The following is a 21,989-nucleotide window of genomic DNA, read 5'->3' as shown; positions in this document are numbered from 1 at the left end:
CCGCACGGTGGTTTCCTGGCCGGCCGAGAACACGTTGCTCGCCACCCGCGCCACGTCTTCGACGTCGGGAATGGAGCCGTCGGGGTAGGTGGCGGCGGCGAGGCCGGTCAGCACGTCGTCGCGGGGCTCACGACGGCGGTCCCGGACGTAGTCGGAGAAAAGACCGTAGAGGAATGCCAGCGGACTGTGGGCCAGCGATTCCTTGCCGGTGCCCCCTATCCCGCCGCCCGAATGTTCGCGGATGCCTTTGACAAACTTGTCGCGATCTTCCATCGGCACGCCGAGTAGGTCAGCGATCACCAGCAGCGTGAACGGGCCGGCGAAGCCTTTGATCCATTCGCCGTGACCGGGCGCCAGGAATTCGTCGAGTGCTTGATCGGCGAGCGCCCACATGGCGTCCTCGTTTTCCTTGAGGCGCTTCGGCGTGATCAGCCGCATCAACAGGGAACGGTGGTTGGTGTGTGTCGGCGGATCGAGCGTGGGTAGCTGGTCACTGAAGGGCAACTCGTCACGGTGTTGCTCGATCAGTTCGGTAATGTCGGACAGCCCGTCGACCGGCACCGGAAAGCCGGGGAACGGCCCGGTCACCGAGATGCATGAGGACCACGTCTCGGCGTCGTTGAGCACCGCGCACGCCTCGTCCCAACCGGTGACCATGGTGACGTTGTGGTGGCTCTCTTGGGTGACGGGACATTGCTGCCGCAGCGCCTCGTAATAGGGGTACGGATTCTCGACGAGCTTTTTGTCGCGGAAGAAATCCATCTCGGTGAAATCGTTCACCATCGCTTGCTCCGTTCGAATCTCGTCTAGAGAGAATCATCCTCTCAGAGATGAGTATTAGATTTCCACACGGCACAGTCCGTCGTCAACGAGAGCCCGGCGTTCAGCTGGCTGGGACCAGGTCGGCCGCAACCGACGGGCAGGCCAGCAGTCCGCTGCGGAAGATCTCGGCGACGTCGACCGAGATTTCCGGCGCGGCCGCGGCCGCCAGTGCCTGTGCCTTGAAGATCTGGGCGGCCATGCTCAGGCGATGTTGCACCAGGCCGACATTCTCAGCGAGTTCGGCGGGCCAGGTCTCTCCCCACAGCGTGACCTCGGTGACGCCGTGGTCGAGGGCCTGCAGCACGCCTTGGCGCACCCGGGAATCGCACCCGAAGAGGTCCGCTGCCGCCGCCAGGGACTGCGGACGAGGGCGGGTTTCGGCCGAGTCCAGCGCATCTTCGAGGTCGAGCGTGCGGGCTCCGAGTATCTGCAGGGGCCGGTCGTCCGGATGATCGGCGATCAGCACGGTGACATCCCATCCGGCTATCGCGCGGTCGAAAAGCCAGCCGCCGGCGAACCGCACCACGTCCACGACGCTGGAGGCGACGACGTCGAGCCGGTACCTCATATCTGGCGCAACGTCCTGCTGGTCGGCGCGAAGTCCCGGGCCAGCGTCTCGGCGTACTCCTTGAACACCTCGGCCAGCGGTATCGATGGATCGAGCAACCATGTGGTTTCCATTCCGTTGATGAAGGCAAGAATTTCGACTGCCTTGACTGCGGGGTCTATGTCGGTGCGATATCGGCCGGCGGCCTGACCACGGCGGATACCGTCGGCAACGATGCCGAGCGCGTCCCGCTGCCTGGCCAGCAGGCGGTCATGCAGCGGGGCTTCCGGAAGGATGTTCTCCACCAGCAGCACCGTGAAGGTGCCCACGAGCTCGGGCGACCGGTCGAAGCGATCGGCGACCTGAGCGATCTCGGCGATCAGATCGCCTTTGCGGTCCGCGTGGGCGTCGTCGTCGCGGTCGCGCGCGTCCAGCACCGCATGCAGCAGCTGCTCCTTGGATTCGAAGTGGTGCAGCAGTCCAGCGGGGCTCACTCCGGCTTCCCCGGCGATCTGCGCCAGGGTGGTGTTGCGCCAGCCGTTGCGTGTCAGCAGCCGCTGCGCGACGTCGAGGATCCGCTGCTTACGGTCCTCGCCCTTGGCGAGCAATGTGTCATATGGACGGGGCAACGGACTCCTCCGGTCTAAACCAACCGACTGAACACACAGTAGGTAGGTTTGGCCGACCTGGCAAGGGGTCGCCGCGCAATAGCCTTAGTTCACCAGCTCGACCAAGGTGGCGTTGGCGGTGCCGCCGCCCTCGCACATGGTCTGCAATCCGTAGCGAATTCCGTTGTCGCGCATGTGATGCACCATGCGGGTCATCAATACGGCACCGGACGCGCCCAGCGGGTGACCGAGTGCGATGGCGCCGCCCAGCGGGTTCACCCCCTGCGGATCAGCACCGGTTTCGGCCAGCCAGGCCAGCGGCACCGGCGCGAAGGCTTCGTTCACCTCGAAGACGCCGACCTCCGCCAGTGCGACGCCGGCCTTCTTCAGCAGCTTTTCGGTAGCCGGGATCGGGCCGGTAAGCATGAGGACCGGATCGGCGCCGGTGACTGCGCCCGCGCGGTAGCGCGCGATGGGCGTCAACCCCAGTCCGAGCGCCATCTCGGACGTGGTCACCAAAAGCGCGGCCGCGCCGTCGGAGATCTGCGAGGAGTTGCCGGCGTGAATCACCCCGTCTTCGACGAATGCGGGCTTGAGCGCAGCCAGTTTCTCGACGGTGGTTCCGCGCCGCACACCCTCGTCGTCGACGACGACCGCCGCGTCGCCGGGAAACACCGGCACGATCTGGTTGGTGAAGGCTCCCGCGTCCTGCGCCGCGGCCGCCCGCTCGTGGGACTGCGCGGAGTATTCGTCGAGCGTGGTCCGGGAGAAGCCCCACTTCTTGGCGATCATCTCCGCCGACAGTCCCTGGTTGAACGAGAAGTCGTCATAGCGGGCAAGGACTTTCGGGCCGTACGGCATTCCGGTTGCTCTGGCCGCACCGAGCGGGACGCGGCTCATCACCTCGACTCCGCCGGCCACCACCACGTCTTGCTGACCCGACATCACCGCCTGCACGGCGAAGTCGAGGGCCTGCTGGCTGGAGCCGCAGGCCCGATTCACGGTGGTTCCGGGAATCGTCTCGGGCCAACCGGCCGCCAGGACCGCGTACCGACCGATGTTGCTGGACTGGTCCCCGACCTGCGATACGCAGCCCCAGATCACGTCGTCGACGATCTCCGGGCCAACTCCCGCGCGTTCCAGCAGTTCGTTGAGGACGACGGCGGACAGGTCGGCGGCATGCATGCCGGACAGAGCGCCATTTCGCTTCCCGACCGCCGTGCGTACGGCTTCGACGATAACTGTTTCACGCATGTCCGCTCCGATCGCTATACCGCTTCGCCGAACGTGTCCCCACGGCAGAGAAATCGCGAAAAACTCGCCGTCAGTGCACGTTCGACGACTGACACCTCAATAACTTCTGGGCAATTTCAGCACATGCGACCCGAGGAAGTTCAGGATCATCTCCTGGCTGATCGGCGCGATCTTCATCAGCCGCGCCTCCCGGAAGTACCGTGCGACGTGATACTCCTCCGAATAGCCCATGCCGCCGTGGGTCTGCAGTGCCCGGTCCGCGGCGGTGAAACCGGCATCGGCACATAGATACTTCGCCGTATTCGCTTCGCGCCCACAGGGTTTGCCGTTGTCATAAAGCCACGTCGCCTTGCGCAGCATCAGCTCGGCGGCGTCCAGCCGGGCCAGTGAATCGGCCAGCGGGAACTGGATGCCCTGATTCATGCCGATGGGCCGGTCGAAGACGTGGCGCTCGTTGGCGTATCGCACCGCCTTCTCCAGCGCTACCCGACCGATGCCGAGCGCCTCGGCGGCGATCAGCATCCGCTCCGGGTTCAGTCCGTCCAGGATGTACTGAAAACCTTTGCCCTCCTCGCCAACTCGGTCTTCGACAGGCACTTCCAGGTTGTCGATGAACAATTCGTTGGAGCTGACGGCATTGCGGCCCATCTTGCGGATCGGGCGGACGTCGACCCGGCTGCGGTCGAGGTCGGTGAGGAACAGCGTCATGCCGTCGGTCTTCTTCGAAACCTCGTCATATGACTGGGTTCGGGTCAGCAGCAGGATCTTGTCTGATTCCATCGCTTTGGAGATCCACACCTTGCGACCGTTGACGACGTAGCGGTCCCCGTCACGTTTGGCGAACGTCGTTATCCGCGAAGTGTCAAGCCCCGCACCGGGTTCGGTGACCCCGAAGCAGACGTGCACATCGCCGGTCGCGACCGGTGGCAGGGTGCGGCGTTTGAGTTCCTCGGACCCGTGCACCACCACCGGCTGCATACCGAAGATCGACAGGTGGATCGAACTGGCAGCGTTCATGCCGCCGCCGGACTTGGCGACCTCCTCGAGCAGCAGCGTGGCCTCGGTGATGCCGAGGCCGTGGCCTCCGTATTCGGTCGGGATCGTCATGCCCAGCCAGCCGCCGTCGGCGATGGCCCGGTAGAACTCGGTCGGAAATTCGTGCGCCTGGTCTTTTTCCATCCAGTAGTGGTCGTCGAATTTGCGGGCCAACTCGGCGACCGAGCGGCGGATCAGCTCCTGGTCCTCGGTCAACTCGAAATTCATTCCACCGTCGGCCATGTAGGCGCACCCCTTTCAGCGCGAGCAGACGCAAAAGCACCTAAAAAGGCGGTTTTCGGGTGCTTTTGCGTCTGTTCGCCGGACGTCGGCACTCAGTCCTGGTTGCCGGTCAGCTCTTTCGCGCTTGCCGCAAACTCGGCGAACGACGAACCCGCCCTGGTTTCTTTGTGGTGGCTGGACGACCGGATCGACACATCGTGACCCTCGGCTGCCTTACGCAGCGCGCCGACCGTCGCCTGCTCGGGCGTGATGTGGGTGAACGGATCGAACGAGTACCAGCGCATGGCGTTCTGGTAAGTCATCTTCTTGATCTCGTCGTCCGGCACGTTGTTGATCGACAACACGTCCCACAGCTCCTCCGGAGCGCCCGGCCACATCGAGTCGCTGTGCGGATAGTCGGCCTCCCAGCAGATGTTGTCAATGCCGATCATGTTGCGCAGTGCGACGCCCACCTTGTCGCTGATGAAACAGGTCAGGAAGTGGTCGCGGAACACGTCCGACGGCAGCTTGTCGCCGAAGTTCTGGTGGGTCCACGTCGAGTGCATCTCGTACGTGCGGTCGGCGCGCTCGAGGAAGTAGGGAATCCAGCCCGTGCCGCCCTCCGACAGCGCGATCTTGAGGTCTGGATACTCCTTGATCGGCCGCGACCAGAGCAGATCCGCTGCTGCCTGCACGATGTTCATCGGCTGCAGGGTGATCATCACGTCCATCGGCGCGTCGGGTGCGGTGATCGCCAGTCGGCCAGAGGATCCAATATGCACATTCATCACGGTGTTGGTGTCGCACAATGCTTTCCAGAGCGGGTTCCAGTACTCGTTGTGGAAGCTCGGGTAGCCCATCGCGGCGGGATTCTCGGTGAAGGTCAGCGCGTGTACGCCCTTCTTCGCGACGCGGCGCACCTCAGCGGCACACGCCTCGGCGTCCCAGATCACCGGTATCGCCATCGGGATGAACCGCGCCGGATACGCCCCACACCATTCGTCGATGTGCCAGTCGTTGTAGGCCTGCACCAGGGCCACCGAGAACTCCGGGTCCTCGGTGGCGAACAGCCGCCCGGCAAAGCCGGGGAAGGACGGGAAGCAGATCGACGCGAGGATGCCGCCGGCGTTCATGTCCTTGACTCGCTCGTCGACGTTGTAGCAACCCGGCCGGATCTCGTCGAGGCCCGTTGGCTCGATCCCGTACTCCTCTTTGGGACGGCCGGCGACCGCGTTGAGTGCCACGTTCGGAATGACCGTGTCGCGGAACTTCCACATGTCCGAGCCGTCGGGGTTGTGCACCAGCCGCGGCGCGTCGTCCAGATACTTCTTCGACAGGTGGTTCTTGAACATGTTCGGCGGCTCGACGGTGTGGTCGTCGACGCTGATCAGGATCATGTCTTCTTTGTTCACGGCCTTCGTACCCTTCCCTGAAACTTTCGAGCGACAGATCTCGGCGGCCACCGAGCGGGCCCCGTTCGGTCGCAGGCGAGCCGCCACCTGCCTCCAGCTCTCTAGTGTTTGAAAACTATCTTCTCGCGAAGTGAGAATCAACATCCAACGTACCCGCAGACTGGCGACGCCACGGTCCCCCGTCCCACACGGCGCGGTGCATCCCGCAGTACCGAGCGATGGATCCCAGACCCCAAAACCCCGTTCTGACCAGGTCAAGCGCACGAATGTTCTCGCTGCTGCACCGCGTGGCGCACACCGACCCCGAGCGGCTCACCCCGCAGCCCCGGGCAGCGGCGGATTAATAAGCCTCAGGATTGACCGAGAGGCCGAATCGTGCAAGTCTATTGGTTACAAATGAGAATATGATTCTCTTTCGCTGAGAGGAACCCCGTTCGATGCGCTTGCCGCCGCTGCCTGCTGACCTATGGGACGAGGCTGTCCAAGAGTCGCTGGCCGGCATGCTGCCTCCCGAGCGCCGCAACCCGCGCGACGCCGGCAATGCGCTTTCGACACTTGCTCACCACCCCGCGCTGACCAAAGCGTTTCTCCGGTTCAACATCCACCTCTTCACATCCACCCTGCCGCCACGGGTTCGCGAACTGGCCATCCTGCGCGTGGCGCATCGTCGCGACTGCGCCTACGAGTGGACCCATCACGCGGCCATGGCAAAAAGAGCGGGACTCACCGACGACGAGATCGCCGCCGTTCGCCGCGCCGAGGCTGCTGACGAGTTCGAGCGCGCCGTGTTAGCCGGCGTCGACGAGCTCCACGACAAATCCCGGTTATCCGACGAGACCTGGGCCGCACTCGGTGAGCGATTGGACGACCGCCAGCGCATGGACTACATCTTCACGGTCGGCTGCTACACCACGCTGGCCATGGCCTTCAACACTTTTGGCGTCGAGGTTGAGAAAGACCCCATAGGAAGGTAAGCACGTTGGCCCATTTCCCGAAGCCAGCTGCCGGAAGCTGGACAGAAAACTATCCCGAACTGGGAACCGCACCAGTCGATTACACCGACTCCATCGATCCGGCATTCTTTGAAGCCGAGCGCGACGCGATCTTCAAGCGGACGTGGCTCAACGTCGGCCGGGTGGAGCGACTGCCGCGCACCGGCAGCTATTTCACCAAGGAGTTGCCTTCGGCGGGGCGGGGCATGTCGGTGATCGTCGTCAAGACCAAGGACGGATCGGTCAAGGCGTATCACAACGTCTGCCGCCACCGCGGAAACAAGCTGGTGTGGAACGACTTTCCACATGAGGAGACGTCCGGCACCTGCCGGCAGTTCACCTGCAAATACCACGCCTGGCGGTACAGCCTCGACGGCGACTTGACCTTCATCCAGCAGGAGGACGAGTTCTTCGGCGTCGACAAGAGCCAGTACGGGCTAGTGCCGGTGCGTTGCGAGGTGTGGGAAGGGTTCATCTTCATCAACTTGGACCAGCACGCCAAACCGCTCGCCGACTACCTCGGGTCACTGGCTAAAGGCATCGAGGGCTACCCGTTCCAGGAGATGACGGAGGCCTACTCCTACCGGGCGGAGGTCGGCAGCAACTGGAAGCTGTTCATCGACGCGTTCGCCGAGTTCTACCACGCGCCGGTGCTGCACCAGGGTCAGTACACCAAGGAAGAAGCCGCCAAGATCATCAAGTATGGCTTCGAGGCGCTGTACTACGAGCTGGCCAGCCCGCACGGGATGATCTCCACCTGGGGAGGTCAGGCGCCGCCCGCGGACCTGTCCATGGTCAAGCCGATGGACCGGGTGCTGCGCAGCGGGCTGTTCGGTCCCTGGGACAAGCCAGAAGTCATCGAAAAGCTCGATCAGCTGCCTCCGGGGGTTAACCCGAAGAAGGTCCCGCAGTGGGGCATCGACTCATGGCACTTCTACCCGAACTTCATGCTGCTGATCTGGGAGCCGGGCTGGTACCTGACCTACCACTACTGGCCGACCGCGGTCGACAAGCACATCTTCGAGTGCACACTGTATTTCGTCCCGCCCAGGAATGCGCGGGAACGCTTGGCCCAGGAATTGGCCGCGGTGACGTTCAAGGAGTACGCGCTTCAGGACGCCAATACGCTGGAAGCGACCCAGACCATGATCGGCACCAAGGTAGTCAGGGACTTCCCGTTGTGCGACCAGGAGATCCTGCTCCGTCACCTGCACAAGGTGACCGGCGACTATGTGAAGGAGTATGCCAACAATGGCGCTGCCCGCTGAATTCGCCGACCTGGAACCGTTTTTGGAGTGGGACCTGGCCACCGAACCGGAGCGTTATGCCAAGCGGCTCGCCTCCACGATGGCCGAGATGCAGGCCTTCTACGACGCCGCGTTTCCTCGCCTCGAGGAAGTCATCGCATACTGTGACCAGTTCCCGCTGGACGAGTTACCCGAGGACGCGAAGACTCTGATGCACATGATGCAATCGTTGGTCATGGTGTCGTTTCCGATCGAGGCGTGGAAACAGCCGCGTGTCCCTGACAGCGGTGCTGCCTGGGTGGAGCTGATCCGGGAGCCGGTGATCTGAGCGGTGCTGACGCTCAAGGCGGCAGGGCTAGTTGACATCGACGCCGGCGAGATCGTCCGGCCCGGCATCCTGCAGATCGATGGTGACCGGATCGCCGGTGTCGGCGGTGACCCCGAAGGTGATCTGATTGATCTCGGCGATCACATCCTGTTGCCCGGCTTGATGGACATGGAGGTCAACCTGCTGATGGGTGGCCGCGGCGAGAAGCCCGGACTGTCCCAGGTACAGGACGATCCGCCGACCCGGGTGTTGCGTGCGGTCGGCAACGCCCGCCGTACCCTGCGCGCCGGGTTCACCACGGTGCGCAACCTGGGCCTGTTCGTGAAGACCGGCGGTTACCTGCTGGATGTCGCGCTGGGCAAGGCGATTGACGCCGGATGGATCGACGGGCCCCGGATTGTGCCTGCGGGGCACGCGATTACGCCTACCGGCGGGCATCTGGATCCGACCATGTTCGCGGCGTTCGCACCGCACGTGCTTGACCTGACGGTCGAGGAAGGCATCGCCAACGGAATCGACGAGATCCGCAAGGCGGTCCGTTACCAGATCAAGCACGGCGCCGAACTGATCAAGGTCTGCTGCTCGGGCGGCGTGATGTCGTTGACGGGTCCTCCTGGCGCACAGCACTATTCGGACGAAGAGCTGCGCGCGATCGTCGACGAGGCGCACCGGCGCGGCCTGCGGGTCGCCGCACACACGCACGGCGCAGAGGCGGTCAAACATGCCGTCGGAGCCGGGATCGACTGCATCGAGCACGGCTTCCTGATCGACGACGAGGCGATCGAGATGATGGTCGAGCACGGCACGTTCCTAGTGAGCACGCGGCGCCTGGCCGAGGCGATGGACGTCTCGCACGCGCCGCCCGAGCTGCAGGCCAAGGCCGCCGAAATGTTCCCCAAGTCGCGGACCTCGATATTGGCCGCCCACGAAGCCGGAGTGAAGATCGCGGTCGGTACGGACGCGCCGGCGATACCGCACGGCAAGAACGCCGATGAGCTTGTCACCCTTGTCGATTGGGGACTGCCGCCGCTAGCCGTGCTGCGGGCGGCCACTGTGACCGCCGCCGAGCTCATCAACGCAGACGACCGCGGACGGCTGGCCGAAGGCCAGCTCGCCGATATCATCGCGGTACCGGGAAACCCGTTGGAGGACATCGCCGTTACCCGAAACGTCAGCTTCGTCATGAAAGGCGGCAAGGTATATGCCAAGCAGGACTGACGACTTGGTCGAGATCCAGCAGCTGCTCGCCCGGTACGCGGTCACCATCACCCAAGGAGACATCGACGGGCTGATCGGCGTCTTCACCCCTGACGGGACCTATAGCGCGTTCGGCGACACCTACCGCTTGGACAGGTTCCCGGAGTTGGTTGACGCCGCGCCGAAGGGACTGTTTCTCACCGGGACAGCACTCGTCGATATCGACGGCGACACGGCAAGCGGCACACAGCCGTTGTGCTTCATCGAACACGCCACCCACGACATGCGAATCGGGTACTACCGCGACACCTACGCCCGCACCGCCGACGGATGGCGGCTGCGGACGCGGGCCATGACCTTCATCCGTCGCAGCGGTGTGCACGATTCCGGGCGCCCGCATGCGGTCGGGCGTCCCGCCCCGTGAATGTCGGGCAATTCCGGGCGGATCTGCGCGCTTGGCTCGATGCCCACGATCTAACGCCCGGCCCCGACCACTCGCTGCAAGGCCAGATGCGGCAACTCGCTCGAGTCCACGGCGCGTTGTACGACGCCGATTGGATGCGCTACGGCTGGCCCGTCGAAGTCGGCGGACTGGGTGGGCCGGCGCTGCTGCGGGCGATCGTCGGCGAGGAGGTCGTCGGTCGCCGTCTCGCCGAGCCCGGTCCGTACTCGATGGTCGAGGTGCTCGCCCCCACCATGATCGATTACGCGCCTGCCGAACTCGCGGCCGAAATGGTGCCGCGCCTGCTCAGCGGCCGCGAACAATGGTGTCAAGGCTTTTCCGAGCCGGGATCCGGCAGCGACTTGGCGTCGCTGTCCACCCGTGCCGTCCAGCAGGGCGACAACTGGATTGTCAACGGGCAGAAGGTCTGGACCAGCTTCGCGCAATTCTCCACCCGGTGCATCCTGCTCACCCGCACCGCGCCGGGCCATGGCGGGATCACCGCGTTCTTCGTCGACCTGGACACACCGGGCATCACCATTCGGCCGTTGCGCACCATGCATGGGGTCGACGAATTCTGCGAGGTGTACTACGACGACGTGGTGATCCCGTCCAACCGGATGCTCGGCCGGCCCGGGCACGGCTGGCGGCTGGCGATGGACCTCCTCCCCTACGAGCGCTCCACCTGCTTCTGGCAGCGGATCGCCTACCTGTACTCCCGGTTCGACGCGCTTATCGCGGAGTCGACCGAACCTGACGAGTCTGCCTTGGGCGCAGCCTATCTCGCGTTGCATACGCTGCGCTGCCGGTCCCGTGTGACCCAGCACCGGTTACGCGACGGAGCCCGGCTGGGGCCGGATACCTCCATTGACAAGGTGCTGCTGGCCGGCGCCGAGCAACGGCTCTACGACACCGTGCGCGACTTGATGCCCGGGGTCCTGGAACTCGACGACACACCGTGGCGGCCGGAATACCTGTACTCGCGTGCGGCGACCATCTACGGGGGTACCGCCGAGATCCAGCGCAATATCATCGCCCGGCGGTTGCTCGACCTCGGAAAGGATTGATCGTGGAACCGTCGGCGGATCCCGAGGCCTTGCAGCTGCTGTCCGATTCGCTGCACAACGCGATGAACGCCGCCTCGGGCGCAAAGCTTGACACGGCTTTGGCCGAGCTTGGCTGGCTCGATATGCTCTACGAAATCCCGGAGATTGCAATACCTTTAGTGTTTCGGTTGCTGGGCGAAACCGGTGCACACGCGGCGGTATTGAATGACGTGGTACTGCATGCCGCCGGACGGGGGCCGGGCGGCACTGTGCCACTGCCGTATGCCGGCGGCTCCTGGGTGGTATGGGATCGTACCGACGGCGCCGGTTCAGCGCTGGACGACGAGCTTCCGATTCACCGCGTGGCCCAAGGCGATTCAGCGTCGACGGCAGCACTGGCCGTCGGACGACTGGCACTCGGGTGGTGGCTGCTCGGCACCAGCAGAGCGATGCTGGGCCTGGCGCGCCGTCATGCCGTGGACCGCGTCCAGTTCGGGCGGCATATCAGCTCCTTCCAGGCGATCCGGCACCGCCTGGCCGAGACGTTGGTGGCGATCGAAGGTGCCGAGGCCAGCCTGCTCGCCGCCGGTGACATACCGGAAGACCCCGACGGCTCACATGCTTTGGCCTGCCTGTTGGCCAAGGCCGCGGCCGGCCAGGCCGCGCTGACCGCGGCACGTCATTGCCAGCAGGTGCTCGGCGGAATAGGTTTCACTGCCGAACACAACCTGCACCGGCACGTCAAGCGGTCGTTGGTCCTGGACGGATTGCTGGGCAGCACACGCGAATTGACCCGGGAGGTGGGAACGATATTGCGGGCCAAGGGGTCCGCGCCGCGGCTTGCCCAGCTATAGCCTGGTGAATGTTGTCAGCTCGAGGTCGCTTAGAATTGGCGCCCATGAGTCAGCCCGGGCCACCGCAAGACAAGTTTGCTGTGGTATCGGTGATCCTCGGTGTCGTCGCACTGGTCACGTCCTGGGTACTGATCGGGATGTTGTTCGGAGTCGCTGCGATTGTGACCGGCTGGATGGGTCGGTCGCGGGCCAACCGAAGCCTGGGCCCGGGCTCGCGGGCAGCGACGGCCGGCATCGTGTTAGGCGTGGTGTCGATCCTGGCGGCATTGGTCGCCGTGATCTGTTACGCCTGGATACACGCTCAGCCCGTCGAGCACCATTGTAAGGATTTCGACACGTATCGGCGCTGCTGACCCCGATATGAAATCCGTAGCCGCACTGGTTAATTGCGCGGAAGGTCCAGTATCCGCTCGGCGATGATGTTGCGCTGAATCTCCGAGGTGCCGCCGGCGATGGTGGCGGCGAAAGTGCGGACGTACCTGTCGAACCGGCTGCGATAGTGACTGTCCAGGTCGAGTGGGGCGAATGGTGCGGTAATCCCATGCAGCAGAAGTCCATCGGAGCCAGTGGCGTTCAACGCATCCTCGGTCGCGCGTTGTAAGGCTTCCGAGCCAAGCAGTTTGAGCACTGACTGCGCTGGTACATCCTCTTCGCCGCGAGCCGCCTTCGCTATGGCCGCCGAGCCGAGTAATTGCAGCGCCTGGGCATCCATCACCAGAGTGGCGTAGTGATCGCGTTGCAGCGTGCCCGACGGCTCGAAATCGAGTGCCAGCGCATGCAACAGGTTGACGTAATCCATCCACAGCATTGCGCGTTCGTGGCCCAGCGAGCCGGTTGCCACTCGCCAGCCCCCATTGAGCTCACCCACCAAGTTGTCGGCCGGCACCCGCACGTCGGTGAAAAACACTTCATTGAAGTCGACTTCGTCGATGTCACACACGGACGCGAACGGACGGCGCACTACACCCGGGGTATCGGTCGGGATCAACAACGCGCTGATTCCCTTGTGTTTCGGCGCATTCGGATCCGTGCGCACGAACGTCAACAGCACATCGGCGTCATGGGCGCCCGACGTCCAAACCTTCTGGCCGTTGACAACGAAGTGGTCACCGTCAAGTACCGCACGTGTTTTCAGTGCCGCCAGATCCGAGCCTGCCCCGGGTTCGCTCATGCCCAGCGACGCGGTGATCTCGGCGCGCAGAATCGGCACCGCCCATCGCTGCTTTTGTTCCTCCGATCCAAACGACAACAGCGACGCCGCGATGATGCCGATGCCTTGCGGGTTGAAACTCGGATAGATCCGTCGTCGCGACAACTCCTGGGCGTGCACGTATCGCTGTAACAGCGTGGCGTTGCGGCCACCGAACTCCGGCGGGTTACCGGGTAACAGCCAGCCGTTGTCGAACAACAGTCGTTGCCATTGTCGCGCCCACTCCGGGATGTGTGAACACGACCGCGACCGGTCGAACGCGGCGCCGGCTGCGGTGAGGCGGGGCAGCTGCGCATCGAGGAACGCCACGAATTCCGCACGAAACTCCTCGACTTCCGCGTCAAAAGTCAGCTGCACAGCACTCCCCGGAGCTTCCTGCGGTTGGCGACCACCAGCGGATGGCCGTTTCCACCCACAACGCGATCGGTTCTTTCGGATTACGCTTCCATACACACGTGTGAGAGAATAGTATTCTCGTCGTAAGAAAGTTACAATCTCCGACACGTCGTCCGTGAGGGGGTCGAGCGCAGCGATGTCACGGCGTTCTCCGGTACAGTCCAATCATGTTCTCCCCTCGCGGCAATCACCCGAGCCGTCGGTGACCAATCCAGGCGAGGAGCCTGCCTGGAAGCAGCGCGCGGTCGAGCGGTCCATCAAGACTGCGAAACTGCGTGCGGCGCAACGCGTTCAGCGGTTCTTGGACGCGGCGCAAGCCATCATCATCGAAAAGGGCAGCACGGACTTTACCGTCCAGGAGGTCGTGGACCGATCCAGGCAGTCGCTGCGCAGCTTCTACCTGCAGTTCGACGGCAAGCATGAGCTGCTGCTCGCCCTGTTCGAAGACGCTTTGAGTCGCTCAGCCGACCAGATCCGCGCGGCCACGGAAAACCACTCCGATCCACTCGAGCGCCTCAAGGTCGCCGTCGAGCTGTTGTACGAGGCGTCGCGCCCCGATCCGACGGCCAAGCGGCCACTGTTCACCGACTTCGCGCCTCGGTTGCTGGTCACACATCCCGCCGAGGTCAAGGTGGCAAACGCACCGTTGATAGCATTGCTGACCGAGCTCATGGAAGCGGCCGCCGATGCCGGCGAGCTGCGCGCCGGGATCAACCCCAAGCGCGTTGCCGCCATCACCATGCAGACGGTCATGTTGATCGCGCAGTACAGCGGCGGCACCGATGACGCGACCGTCCACCCCATCACCGCCGACGAGGTGTGGGACTTCTGCTCACGGGGATTCGCCGGTAGCTGACACGCGCTGGTGAGCAAATATCGCACACGGTTTGCCTGACGAGAATCCGATTCTCTATTCTTCAGAACAAGAAGTAGCCAAAACGGATTCGCCGTTGACACTTGTTGGTGGGTGATGTCAGAGTTCACACGCGACACGAGTCGCGTTCTGTTGGGTCAACGGGATGGCCGCAGGTGAGGCAAGTTCCGGCGAGAGGCGATAATCCGTGACAGTCAGCGCGGCCAGTGACGTCTACTTCGACCCGTATGACGTGGAGCTGAACGCCGACCCGTACCCGATGTTCCGGCGACTGCGGGAAGAATCGCCGCTGTACTACAACGAGCGGCACGACTTCTACGCGCTGAGCTGCTTCGCAGACGTCGACCGCGGGATCGTCGACTGCCAGACCTTCAGCTCGGCTCGGGGCGCGATCCTGGAAATCATCAAGGCAAATATCGACATCCCGCCCGGGACAGTCATTTTCGAGGATCCACCGATCCACGACATCCACCGCAAGTTGCTGTCCCGGATGTTCACCCCGCGCAAGATCAACGAGCTGGAACCCAAGATCCGCGAATTCTGCGCTCGCAGTTTGGATCCGCTGATCGGTGCGGACCGGTTCGACTTCGTCGCCGACCTGGGCGCGCAGATGCCCATGCGAGTGATCGGCATGCTGCTGGGTGTGCCGGAGGAAGACCAGGAAGCCGCACGCGATTTCGCGAATGCGCAGATGCGAACCGAGGCGGGTAAGCCGATGGCGACCACCGCCGAGAACATGATCAACCCCGCGTTCTTCGGTCAGTACATCGACTGGCGCGCCGAGCATCCGTCCGACGACATCATGACCGAACTGCTCAATGCGGAGTTCGTGGACGAGACCGGGACCGTTCGCAAACTCACCCGCGACGAGCTGCTCACTTATGTCAGCGTGGTGTCGGGCGCGGGGAACGAGACGACCACCCGGCTGATCGGATGGACCGGCAAGGTGCTGGCCGAGCATCCCGACCAGCGGCGAGCACTCGTCGAGGACCCGTCGTTGATTCCCGCGGCCATCGAGGAGCTACTGCGCTTCGAGCCACCGGCCCCACACGTGGCGCGTTACGTCACCCGCGATGTCGAGTACCACGGCCGACGGGTGCCCGAAGGCAGCGTGATGATGATGCTCATCGGCGCCGCCAACCGCGACCACCGCCAATTTCCCCCGGACGGAGACGTTTTCGACATCCGGCGCGAGCCCCGCCAGCACCTGACCTTCAGTGTGGGCACCCACTACTGCCTCGGCTCGGCGCTGGCACGCCTGGAGGGCCGGATCGCGCTCGAGGAGATCTTGAAGCGCTTTCCGGAATGGGACGTCGACCTTGGCGAGTGCAGGCTGTCCCCGACGTCGACCGTCCGGGGCTGGGAGACCATGCCGGCCGTTCTCGGCTGAGCTTGTTAGGAGAAGAGGTAAGAAATGTCAGGGCGAGTTGACGGAAAAGTTGCCTTCATCACCGGCGCGGCGCGCGGTCAGGGCCGCAGCCATGCCGTGCGACTGGCGGAGGAGGGAGCCGACATCATTGCCGTCGACGTCTGCAAGCCGATCGTGCAAAACACCACCATTCCGGCGTCGACACCCGAAGATCTCGCCGAAACAGCCGACCTCGTCAAAGGTCTCAACCGCCGGATCGTCACGTCCGAAGTCGATGTGCGCGACTACGACGCACTGAAGGCCGCGGTAGACAGCGGCGTCGAACAGCTGGGGCGGCTGGACATCATCGTCGCCAACGCAGGCATCGGCAACGGCGGCGACACCCTGGACAAGACCAGCGAATACGACTGGCAGGAAATGATCGATGTGAACCTGTCCAGCGTCTGGAAAACGGTGAAAGCCGGTGTGCCACATATCATCGCGGGCGGCAAGGGCGGCTCGATCATTTTGACCAGCTCGGTCGGCGGCCTGAAAGCCTACCCGCACTGCGGCAGCTACGTCGCGGCCAAGCATGGGGTGGTCGGCATCATGCGCTCCTTTGCAGTTGAGCTGGGGCAGCACATGATTCGCGTCAACACCGTCAACCCGACACATGTCAGCACCCCGATGATCATGAACGAGGGAACCTGGAAGTTGTTCCGGCCCGATCTGGAGAATCCAGGACCCGACGACATGGCCCCGATCTGTCAGATGTTCCACACGCTGCCGATACCGTGGGTCGAGGCGCAAGACATCAGCAACGCGGTATTGTTCTTCGCCTCCGACGAGTCCCGGTACATCACCGGTGTCACCCTGCCTGTCGACGCGGGTAGCTGTCTTAAGTAGCATCCGGTCTGTGAATGGACTTGCCGGGTTTGACGGACGTGCAGCGGTCATCACCGGTGGGGCGAGCGGCATCGGCTTGGCCGCCGCCACCGAGTTCGCCCGCCGCGGAGCCAAGGTAGTCCTCGCGGACATCGACAAGCCCCGGCTGGAATTGGCGGTGACGCACCTGCGTCGCGATGGGTTCGACGCGCACGGCGTGATGTGCGATGTCCGTCATCTCGAGGAGGTCACCGCACTCGCCGACGAGTCATTCCGCCTGCTCGGCCAGGTGGACGTGGTATTCGCCAACGCCGGCATTTGCGTGGCGGGGGCTATCGCGGAGATGACGCACGAGGACTGGCGCTGGGTGATCGACATCGACCTGTGGGGGTCGATTCATGCCGTCGAAGCCTTCCTGCCCAGGCTGCTCGAGCAGGGCACTGGAGGCCACATCGCGTTTACGGCGTCCTTCGCGGGCCTGGTGCCCAATGCCGGTCTCGGGACGTATGGCGTGGCCAAATACGGGGTGGTCGCGCTCGCGGAAACGCTGGCCCGTGAGGTCAGGGACAACGGCATAGGGGTGTCGGTGCTGTGCCCGATGGTGATCGAAACCAACTTGCTGGCCAACTCGGAGAGAATCCGTGGCGCTGACTATGGACTGGCTTCGACGCCCGACGTCACCGGGTCGCTGGGGTCGCTACCGCAGCAGGATGACTCGCTGGGCGTCGACGACGTTGCCCGGCTGATTGCCGACGCGATCCTGGCCAACCGGCTCTACATCCTTCCGCACGAAGCTTCCCGGGCCTCGATCCGCCGCAGGTTCGAGCGCATTGACCACACCTTCGACGAACAGGCCGCCGAGGGCTGGCGCCATTAACGGCGAGCAGACGCAAAAGCACCCGACACGCCGGACGTGCGGGTGCTTTTGCGTCTGCTCGCGCTAGCTAACCGAGGCGGTATTCGCCGGTCTTCGGGTCGTGACACCAGCCGCTCGCGGCCTGGGTACCGCCGTCGACGTGGATCGTCTGCCCGGTGAGATAGCTCGCCATGTCAGAAGCCAGAAATACTGCGACACCGGCGATTTCGTCGACATGACCCGGGCGACCCATCGGCACGACCGCACCCATCGCCGCGGTCGCCTCACCTCCGCTGAGCGCGGCCAGGCCTTCGGTCAGCGTGATGTCGGGCGCTATCGCGTTGACGCGTATTCGATGCGGCGCGAGTTCGAGTGCCGCAGTCTTGGTGTAGTTGATCACGCCCGCCTTGGCCGCGGCGTAAGCCGCGTAACCCGGTGCGGCACGCGCCCCTTCGATCGACGTCAGCGAGATGATGCTGCCGGGAAGGCCCTCGGTCACCAGCTGCCGCGCGACCCGCTGCGTGCACAGCAATACGTGTCGCAGGTTGGTCTTATACAGTGCATCCCAACCATTTTCGCTGGTCTCCAACAGCGGAGAGGAGAACACACCGCCGGCATTGTTGACCAGGATCGTCGGTGTGCCGATTTCGGCCACCGTGCGCTGCAGTCCCGCATCGACCTGGGCACTATCTCTCACATCCGTTGTGATTCCCAGTGCACCAATGGATTCCGCGGCCTGAGCACAGCTGTCGGGGTCACGTTCCCAGATGGCCACGTTTGCACCGAAGGCCGCGAAGCCCGCAGCGATACCACGGCCGATGCCCGATCCACCGCCGGTCACCACCGCCACCCGATCGGTGAGCAGAATGTTCGACGGACCAATTGCCGTGTGCGACTCCCCCACTCACGCCTGCCAGAACGGGCTCGATGTCAGCACTTCGGAACCGCCCGCGGTGACCAGTACCGCTTCTCGGCCGAATACCGCACCCACTCCCTGCTCCCAGACGTAGCCCGTCACGGCGAGCACCATTCCGGGCTCGAGGCGTTCGCCGGCCGCGGTCGCCGGCAGACGCGACGATATGACCGGCGAGTCGAAGCCCATACCGAGCCCGCGGGCCACCGGCATGGGCGGCGGCGCCTCCCCTGCGGCGTTGTAGGCGTCGAGGAGCTCGTTCGCGCCGGCGCCCGGCCGGCAAGCCGTTACCAGCCTGGACCACAAGGCATCCCATCGCTTGTACAACGATGACGCGCCGTCAAGGCCGTCGGCGGGCCAGGTCCGCCCGACCTCGCCGATATAGCCTCCGGCCACCACCCCGGCGGAAAACGCCACCAAATCTCTCGCCTGCACGAGGCCGCCCGAGGCGGCTCGCCGCCAGGGGTGATCGCGCGAAGTCACCCATGCGACATCCTGATTCGACGGGGTACTCACCCCACCGGCCGCAAGTGCTTCCAACAGCACAGCCGCCAGTGCCTGTTCGCTGACACCGGGACGTAGCTCGGCGACCGCGGCAGCCAGGCCGGACTCGGCCACTGCGATAGCCTCTCGCAGCGCCCCGATCTCTTCGTCGGTCTTGATGCGGCGCGCGGCGCGCATGGCCAGTTCCCCGTCGACCAGTTCGGCATTCGGAAACGCCGATGGCAGCAGCCGCGCAAAAACCGGTGACAGCGCGTCGGTTCCGACGCGACGAGCAGTGGCAGCGCCATCGATGCGCTGCAGTGCCGCGATGGTGTTGACCGGATTCCACGAGATGCCGTAGAGGTTTTCGTGCGGGATGTCGTCGGGCACGCCTTCGTCCCAGGTGCTCAGCAGATGAACCGCACCGGTCTCGCGCACGAGTACACACGTCGGCCCGAACGGCCGGGTCCCGGCGACCCACAGTTGTGGCGCGCCGGCGACATAGCGGACGTTGGCCTGGCGGCCGAGGACTAGGACGTCGAGATCGTGTGCGACCATTTGGGCCAGCGCCCGTTCTCGGCGGCCCGAACGCAGCGCCCGGTCGTCGGGCAGGACTTCAGTTCCCATAGGGGTCGTAGGGGTAGTCGGTCAATCGTGTCCAGCCTTCCTCGGTGATCACCAGCACCTCTTCGCTGCGGTACCCCCCGGTGCCGTCCTCCCACACCACCGGTTCGAGTACCAGCACCATGTTCGGCTGCAGCACAAAGTTCTCGTCGAACTCGTCGCCGAGATCGGTTCCTATCATTGGCATCTCGGCCGCGTTCACGCCGATACCGTGGCCTAGGTAGAAATGCGGCAGCCAGGGCCGCACACCGTCGTTCGCCGCGGTCGCGGCCCTGCCCAAATCGGCCGCGGTCGCGCCGGCACGGGCGACGCCGAGCACGGCGGTCATGATGTCCGACCACCGCTCGAACTGCGCCTGCTGCCGCGGCGTCGGGTCACGGCCCACGATCCAGGTGCGCCCGAAATCCGAGCAGTAACCGCCGTAGGTGATGCTCACATCGGTCCACAGCACGTCGCCTTCGACAAGTTCGCGCTCGGTGGTCAACAGTGGTAAAGCCAGATCGCCGTGTGTCGTCCAGACGCCTTCGGCCCTGCTCTGCGGCATCACCTGCCAAATCGGTTCCAGCATGCTGGCCGTAGCGCCCAGCTCAAAGGCCCGCCGCAGGAAGCTCGCCGACAACTCGATCTGGCGGATGCCGGGGGCAAGCGCCTTGTGCACGTCGACCATCGCCTGGTCGGTGATCCGGATCGCGGTGCGCATGCAAGCCAATTCGTCCTGAGTTTTGATCACCTTGGCGGCGCTGACGACGGCGGCCGCATCGACAGGAGTACCGCTGGGAAATAACCGTTTTGCGGCCCGCGACATGGCGCCGGTGCACTCGTCAACCGCTATGACCGCTCCCGGCCGAATCAGGTCGGCCAGCAGCCGTGCGAAATCCTCGACCCCCTCGTCGAATTCGAGATAGACCGGCCCGTGCAGGTGATCAGTGGGCAGGCCGGACTCCTGGGCGGCGCCCTCGCGGAACGGCAGGAAAAGATGCGGCCACTCGTCGTCGCCGAGCACCACCGCCACCGGCCGCTCGACATGCGACAGCCCGGCATCGCCCAGCGGCCAACTGGTCCCGGTGGCGTAGACCACGGCGTTGTTGCCCAGCAGGATCATCGCGTCAACGCCACGTTCGGCCATCGCCGAGCGCAGCCGTGCACCGGTTTCCCGCCGCATCCGGGCCAGATCGGGTACGTCCGGAATCGCCAGGCCGGCGGCGCCGCCCGCTTGTGCGAATGTCGTCACAGGCCCAGGAATTTGGTGATGTTGCCGCTGACGATCCGCGTCGCGTTCTCGGGTCCGACGGCGTCGACGACGGCCGCCAGCGACTTCTCGGAGTAGCCGTAGGTGCTTTCGTTGTGCGGATAGTCCGACGACCACATCACCTTGTCCACACCGATCTTGTCGATCAGCTGCAGCCCCAACGGGTCGACCATGAACGACGCGCTCATGTGGTTGTCCCAGTAGTACCGCACGTCGTGCAGCAGCGGCCGGTTGAACATATGCCGATAGGACGCCACCAAGTGTTCGGCATCCTGCAGGGCCCACGGCACCCAGGAGATGCCACCTTCGAACCACCCGATCCGCAGACCTGGATGCTGATCGAGGATGCCGCCAAAGATATACTTGGAGAACGTCTCCCGGAATCCGTCGATGTTGATCATCATCCCGACCACCACGCTGTTGAATTCGCAGGGGCTTTTCGGCGGGGTTTCCCCGATGTGGTGCGTCACCGGAATGCCGGACGCTTCGATCTCGTCCCAGACCGCGCTCATCGTCGTGCTCGCGTAGTCGATCGGGTTGCCGTCGTCGTCCTTACCGGGATTAAGCGGCATCAGGAAAGTCTTGAGCCCCAACGATTTCAGTTCGGCCAGCGTCCGCCGTGTCCCTTGCGGGTCCCACCAGTTGATCAACCCGGCGCCATAAAAGTGACCCTTCGAACGTTCTTGCAGCTCGGCGATGTACTCGTTGTAAATGCGGAAGGCGAGTTCGCGAAGTTTCTTGTCCGGGTAGTGAAAAAGGGCCAGGACCGCGTTGGGGAAGGCGAGCTCTTTGTCGACACCGTCGTCGTGCAGCTCCTGAATCCGGGCCTCGATGTTGGTGCTCGCGGCTCCCGGAAGGTCGTCGTATTGCATCAGTACCGCACTGAAATCGCCGGGCAAGAACGACTGTCCCTTGCGGCCGACTTGGTAGGCGCCGTCCTCGTACCAGATCCGCGGGGCCTTGTCCTTGAGGTCGTCCGGGAAGCGCTCGTAGAAGATGTCGGCGGCCAGCGAGATGTGGTTGTCCGCGGAGAACACCACGGTCCCTTCCGGCAGCCCCACGTCGCGGCCGCCGGCATGGCCACGCCGATCCTTCGGTGCGCCAAAGCCTTCCGGCGGGTACAGAGTGCCGGCTTGTGTCGTCGT

General features: G+C 64.2%; 22 protein-coding genes and 1 pseudogene. 12 read left to right on the top strand and 11 right to left on the bottom strand.

The genetic code is table 11. From position 1 onward, the window contains the following. From A9W99_RS12055 to A9W99_RS12030, 6 genes and pseudogenes are all read right to left on the bottom strand, one after another. A pseudogene (locus tag A9W99_RS12055) lies at positions 1–783 on the bottom strand (cytochrome P450); the annotation flags it as partial. 100 nt (positions 784–883) lie between these two features. Next, positions 884–1,390: a hypothetical protein gene (locus A9W99_RS12050; protein ID WP_067377437.1), complete on the bottom strand. Its 507-nt coding sequence runs from the start codon at positions 1,388–1,390 to the stop codon at positions 884–886. Beyond that, positions 1,387–1,998, bottom strand: a complete 612-nt coding sequence (locus A9W99_RS12045; protein WP_067377434.1) for a TetR/AcrR family transcriptional regulator — start codon at positions 1,996–1,998, stop codon at positions 1,387–1,389. Before A9W99_RS12045 ends, A9W99_RS12050 begins: the two co-directional genes overlap by 4 nt. An 84-nt stretch (positions 1,999–2,082) precedes the next feature. Then, positions 2,083–3,231, bottom strand: a complete 1,149-nt coding sequence (locus tag A9W99_RS12040; RefSeq protein WP_067377431.1) for a thiolase family protein — start codon at positions 3,229–3,231, stop codon at positions 2,083–2,085. Positions 3,232–3,327: 96 nt separating this feature from the next. Further along, a complete protein-coding gene (locus A9W99_RS12035) occupies positions 3,328–4,494 on the bottom strand; it encodes an acyl-CoA dehydrogenase family protein (protein WP_067377502.1) in 1,167 nt (388 codons plus the stop codon). Positions 4,495–4,601: 107 nt separating this feature from the next. Next, complete coding sequence (locus A9W99_RS12030; protein ID WP_067377428.1) at positions 4,602–5,900, bottom strand: amidohydrolase family protein; 1,299 nt, start codon at positions 5,898–5,900, stop codon at positions 4,602–4,604. 437 nt (positions 5,901–6,337) lie between these two features. On the opposite strand from A9W99_RS12030, the gene A9W99_RS12025 reads away from it, so the two are divergent. The 8 genes from A9W99_RS12025 to A9W99_RS11990 are packed head-to-tail and all read left to right on the top strand — an operon-like array spanning position 6,338 to position 12,359. Next, positions 6,338–6,874, top strand: a complete 537-nt coding sequence (locus A9W99_RS12025) for a carboxymuconolactone decarboxylase family protein (protein WP_067377425.1) — start codon at positions 6,338–6,340, stop codon at positions 6,872–6,874. A gap of 5 nt (positions 6,875–6,879) precedes the next feature. Continuing rightward, the gene (locus A9W99_RS12020) at positions 6,880–8,160 is read left to right on the top strand and encodes an aromatic ring-hydroxylating dioxygenase subunit alpha (protein ID WP_067377422.1); all 1,281 of its coding nucleotides are present in this window, start codon (positions 6,880–6,882) and stop codon (positions 8,158–8,160) included. Next, positions 8,144–8,467, top strand: coding sequence for a hypothetical protein (locus tag A9W99_RS12015; RefSeq protein ID WP_067377419.1), 324 nt, complete (start codon positions 8,144–8,146; stop codon positions 8,465–8,467). Before A9W99_RS12020 ends, A9W99_RS12015 begins: the two co-directional genes overlap by 17 nt. 3 nt (positions 8,468–8,470) lie before the next feature. Then, positions 8,471–9,685: an amidohydrolase family protein gene (locus A9W99_RS12010; RefSeq protein ID WP_067377415.1), complete on the top strand. Its 1,215-nt coding sequence runs from the start codon at positions 8,471–8,473 to the stop codon at positions 9,683–9,685. Then, positions 9,669–10,088 (top strand): nuclear transport factor 2 family protein, encoded by a 420-nt coding sequence (locus A9W99_RS12005; protein ID WP_067377412.1) that lies wholly within the window; start codon positions 9,669–9,671, stop codon positions 10,086–10,088. Before A9W99_RS12010 ends, A9W99_RS12005 begins: the two co-directional genes overlap by 17 nt. Continuing rightward, entirely contained in the window at positions 10,085–11,173 is a 1,089-nt protein-coding gene (locus A9W99_RS12000) for an acyl-CoA dehydrogenase family protein (RefSeq protein ID WP_067377409.1), read from the top strand. Before A9W99_RS12005 ends, A9W99_RS12000 begins: the two co-directional genes overlap by 4 nt. Positions 11,174–11,175: 2 nt before the next feature. Further along, a complete protein-coding gene (locus tag A9W99_RS11995) occupies positions 11,176–12,006 on the top strand; it encodes an acyl-CoA dehydrogenase family protein (protein WP_067377406.1) in 831 nt (276 codons plus the stop codon). Positions 12,007–12,050: 44 nt separating this feature from the next. Continuing rightward, complete coding sequence (locus tag A9W99_RS11990) at positions 12,051–12,359, top strand: DUF4190 domain-containing protein (RefSeq protein WP_067377403.1); 309 nt, start codon at positions 12,051–12,053, stop codon at positions 12,357–12,359. A gap of 29 nt (positions 12,360–12,388) precedes the next feature. Here A9W99_RS11990 and A9W99_RS11985 read toward each other — a convergent pair whose 3' ends face one another. Further along, positions 12,389–13,573: an acyl-CoA dehydrogenase family protein gene (locus A9W99_RS11985; RefSeq protein WP_067377397.1), complete on the bottom strand. Its 1,185-nt coding sequence runs from the start codon at positions 13,571–13,573 to the stop codon at positions 12,389–12,391. A gap of 241 nt (positions 13,574–13,814) precedes the next feature. Between A9W99_RS11985 and A9W99_RS11980 the strand changes: the two genes are divergently transcribed. The 4 genes from A9W99_RS11980 to A9W99_RS11965 all read left to right on the top strand — a co-directional run bounded on the left by A9W99_RS11980 (position 13,815) and on the right by A9W99_RS11965 (position 17,596). After that, positions 13,815–14,468 (top strand): TetR/AcrR family transcriptional regulator, encoded by a 654-nt coding sequence (locus A9W99_RS11980; RefSeq protein ID WP_067377394.1) that lies wholly within the window; start codon positions 13,815–13,817, stop codon positions 14,466–14,468. 205 nt (positions 14,469–14,673) lie between these two features. Next, positions 14,674–15,876: a cytochrome P450 gene (locus A9W99_RS11975; protein WP_067377391.1), complete on the top strand. Its 1,203-nt coding sequence runs from the start codon at positions 14,674–14,676 to the stop codon at positions 15,874–15,876. Between the two features lie 24 nt (positions 15,877–15,900). Then, positions 15,901–16,740, top strand: coding sequence for a mycofactocin-coupled SDR family oxidoreductase (locus A9W99_RS11970; protein WP_067377388.1), 840 nt, complete (start codon positions 15,901–15,903; stop codon positions 16,738–16,740). A 10-nt stretch (positions 16,741–16,750) separates the two neighbouring features. Beyond that, positions 16,751–17,596, top strand: a complete 846-nt coding sequence (locus A9W99_RS11965; protein WP_067377385.1) for an SDR family NAD(P)-dependent oxidoreductase — start codon at positions 16,751–16,753, stop codon at positions 17,594–17,596. 67 nt (positions 17,597–17,663) lie between these two features. Here A9W99_RS11965 and A9W99_RS11960 read toward each other — a convergent pair whose 3' ends face one another. The 4 genes from A9W99_RS11960 to A9W99_RS11945 all read right to left on the bottom strand — a co-directional run bounded on the left by A9W99_RS11960 (position 17,664) and on the right by A9W99_RS11945 (position 21,884). After that, positions 17,664–18,479, bottom strand: a complete 816-nt coding sequence (locus A9W99_RS11960) for an SDR family NAD(P)-dependent oxidoreductase (RefSeq protein WP_067377380.1) — start codon at positions 18,477–18,479, stop codon at positions 17,664–17,666. Further along, complete coding sequence (locus A9W99_RS11955; protein ID WP_067377378.1) at positions 18,480–19,598, bottom strand: Xaa-Pro peptidase family protein; 1,119 nt, start codon at positions 19,596–19,598, stop codon at positions 18,480–18,482. It lies immediately after the preceding gene. Beyond that, entirely contained in the window at positions 19,588–20,757 is a 1,170-nt protein-coding gene (locus A9W99_RS11950) for a Xaa-Pro peptidase family protein (protein WP_172828860.1), read from the bottom strand. Before A9W99_RS11950 ends, A9W99_RS11955 begins: the two co-directional genes overlap by 11 nt. Positions 20,758–20,822: 65 nt before the next feature. Then, positions 20,823–21,884: an amidohydrolase family protein gene (locus A9W99_RS11945; RefSeq protein ID WP_172828859.1), complete on the bottom strand. Its 1,062-nt coding sequence runs from the start codon at positions 21,882–21,884 to the stop codon at positions 20,823–20,825. Between the last annotated feature and the right edge of the window lie 105 nt (positions 21,885–21,989).

Origin of the sequence: Mycobacterium sp. 1164966.3 (assembly GCF_001665395.1) — a bacterium.
Taxonomy (GTDB): Bacteria; Actinomycetota; Actinomycetes; order Mycobacteriales; family Mycobacteriaceae; genus Mycobacterium.
The sequence above is the reverse complement of the archived record's forward strand: the minus strand, read 5'-3'. Positions and strand labels throughout refer to the sequence as shown.

Excerpts from the sequence above, each read along its gene's own strand:
- A9W99_RS12050 (WP_067377437.1), bottom strand. The coding sequence starts at position 1,390 with ATGAGGTACCGGCTCGACGTCGTCGCCTCCAGCGTCGTGGACGTGGTG.
- A9W99_RS12040 (WP_067377431.1), bottom strand. The coding sequence starts at position 3,231 with ATGCGTGAAACAGTTATCGTCGAAGCCGTACGCACGGCGGTCGGGAAG.
- A9W99_RS12035 (WP_067377502.1), bottom strand. The coding sequence starts at position 4,494 with ATGAATTTCGAGTTGACCGAGGACCAGGAGCTGATCCGCCGCTCGGTC.
- A9W99_RS12025 (WP_067377425.1), top strand. The coding sequence starts at position 6,338 with ATGCGCTTGCCGCCGCTGCCTGCTGACCTATGGGACGAGGCTGTCCAA.
- A9W99_RS12015 (WP_067377419.1), top strand. The coding sequence starts at position 8,144 with ATGGCGCTGCCCGCTGAATTCGCCGACCTGGAACCGTTTTTGGAGTGG.
- A9W99_RS12005 (WP_067377412.1), top strand. The coding sequence starts at position 9,669 with ATGCCAAGCAGGACTGACGACTTGGTCGAGATCCAGCAGCTGCTCGCC.
- A9W99_RS11990 (WP_067377403.1), top strand. The coding sequence starts at position 12,051 with ATGAGTCAGCCCGGGCCACCGCAAGACAAGTTTGCTGTGGTATCGGTG.
- A9W99_RS11970 (WP_067377388.1), top strand. The coding sequence starts at position 15,901 with ATGTCAGGGCGAGTTGACGGAAAAGTTGCCTTCATCACCGGCGCGGCG.
- A9W99_RS11955 (WP_067377378.1), bottom strand. The coding sequence starts at position 19,598 with ATGGGAACTGAAGTCCTGCCCGACGACCGGGCGCTGCGTTCGGGCCGC.
- A9W99_RS11950 (WP_172828860.1), bottom strand. The coding sequence starts at position 20,757 with ATGCGGCGGGAAACCGGTGCACGGCTGCGCTCGGCGATGGCCGAACGT.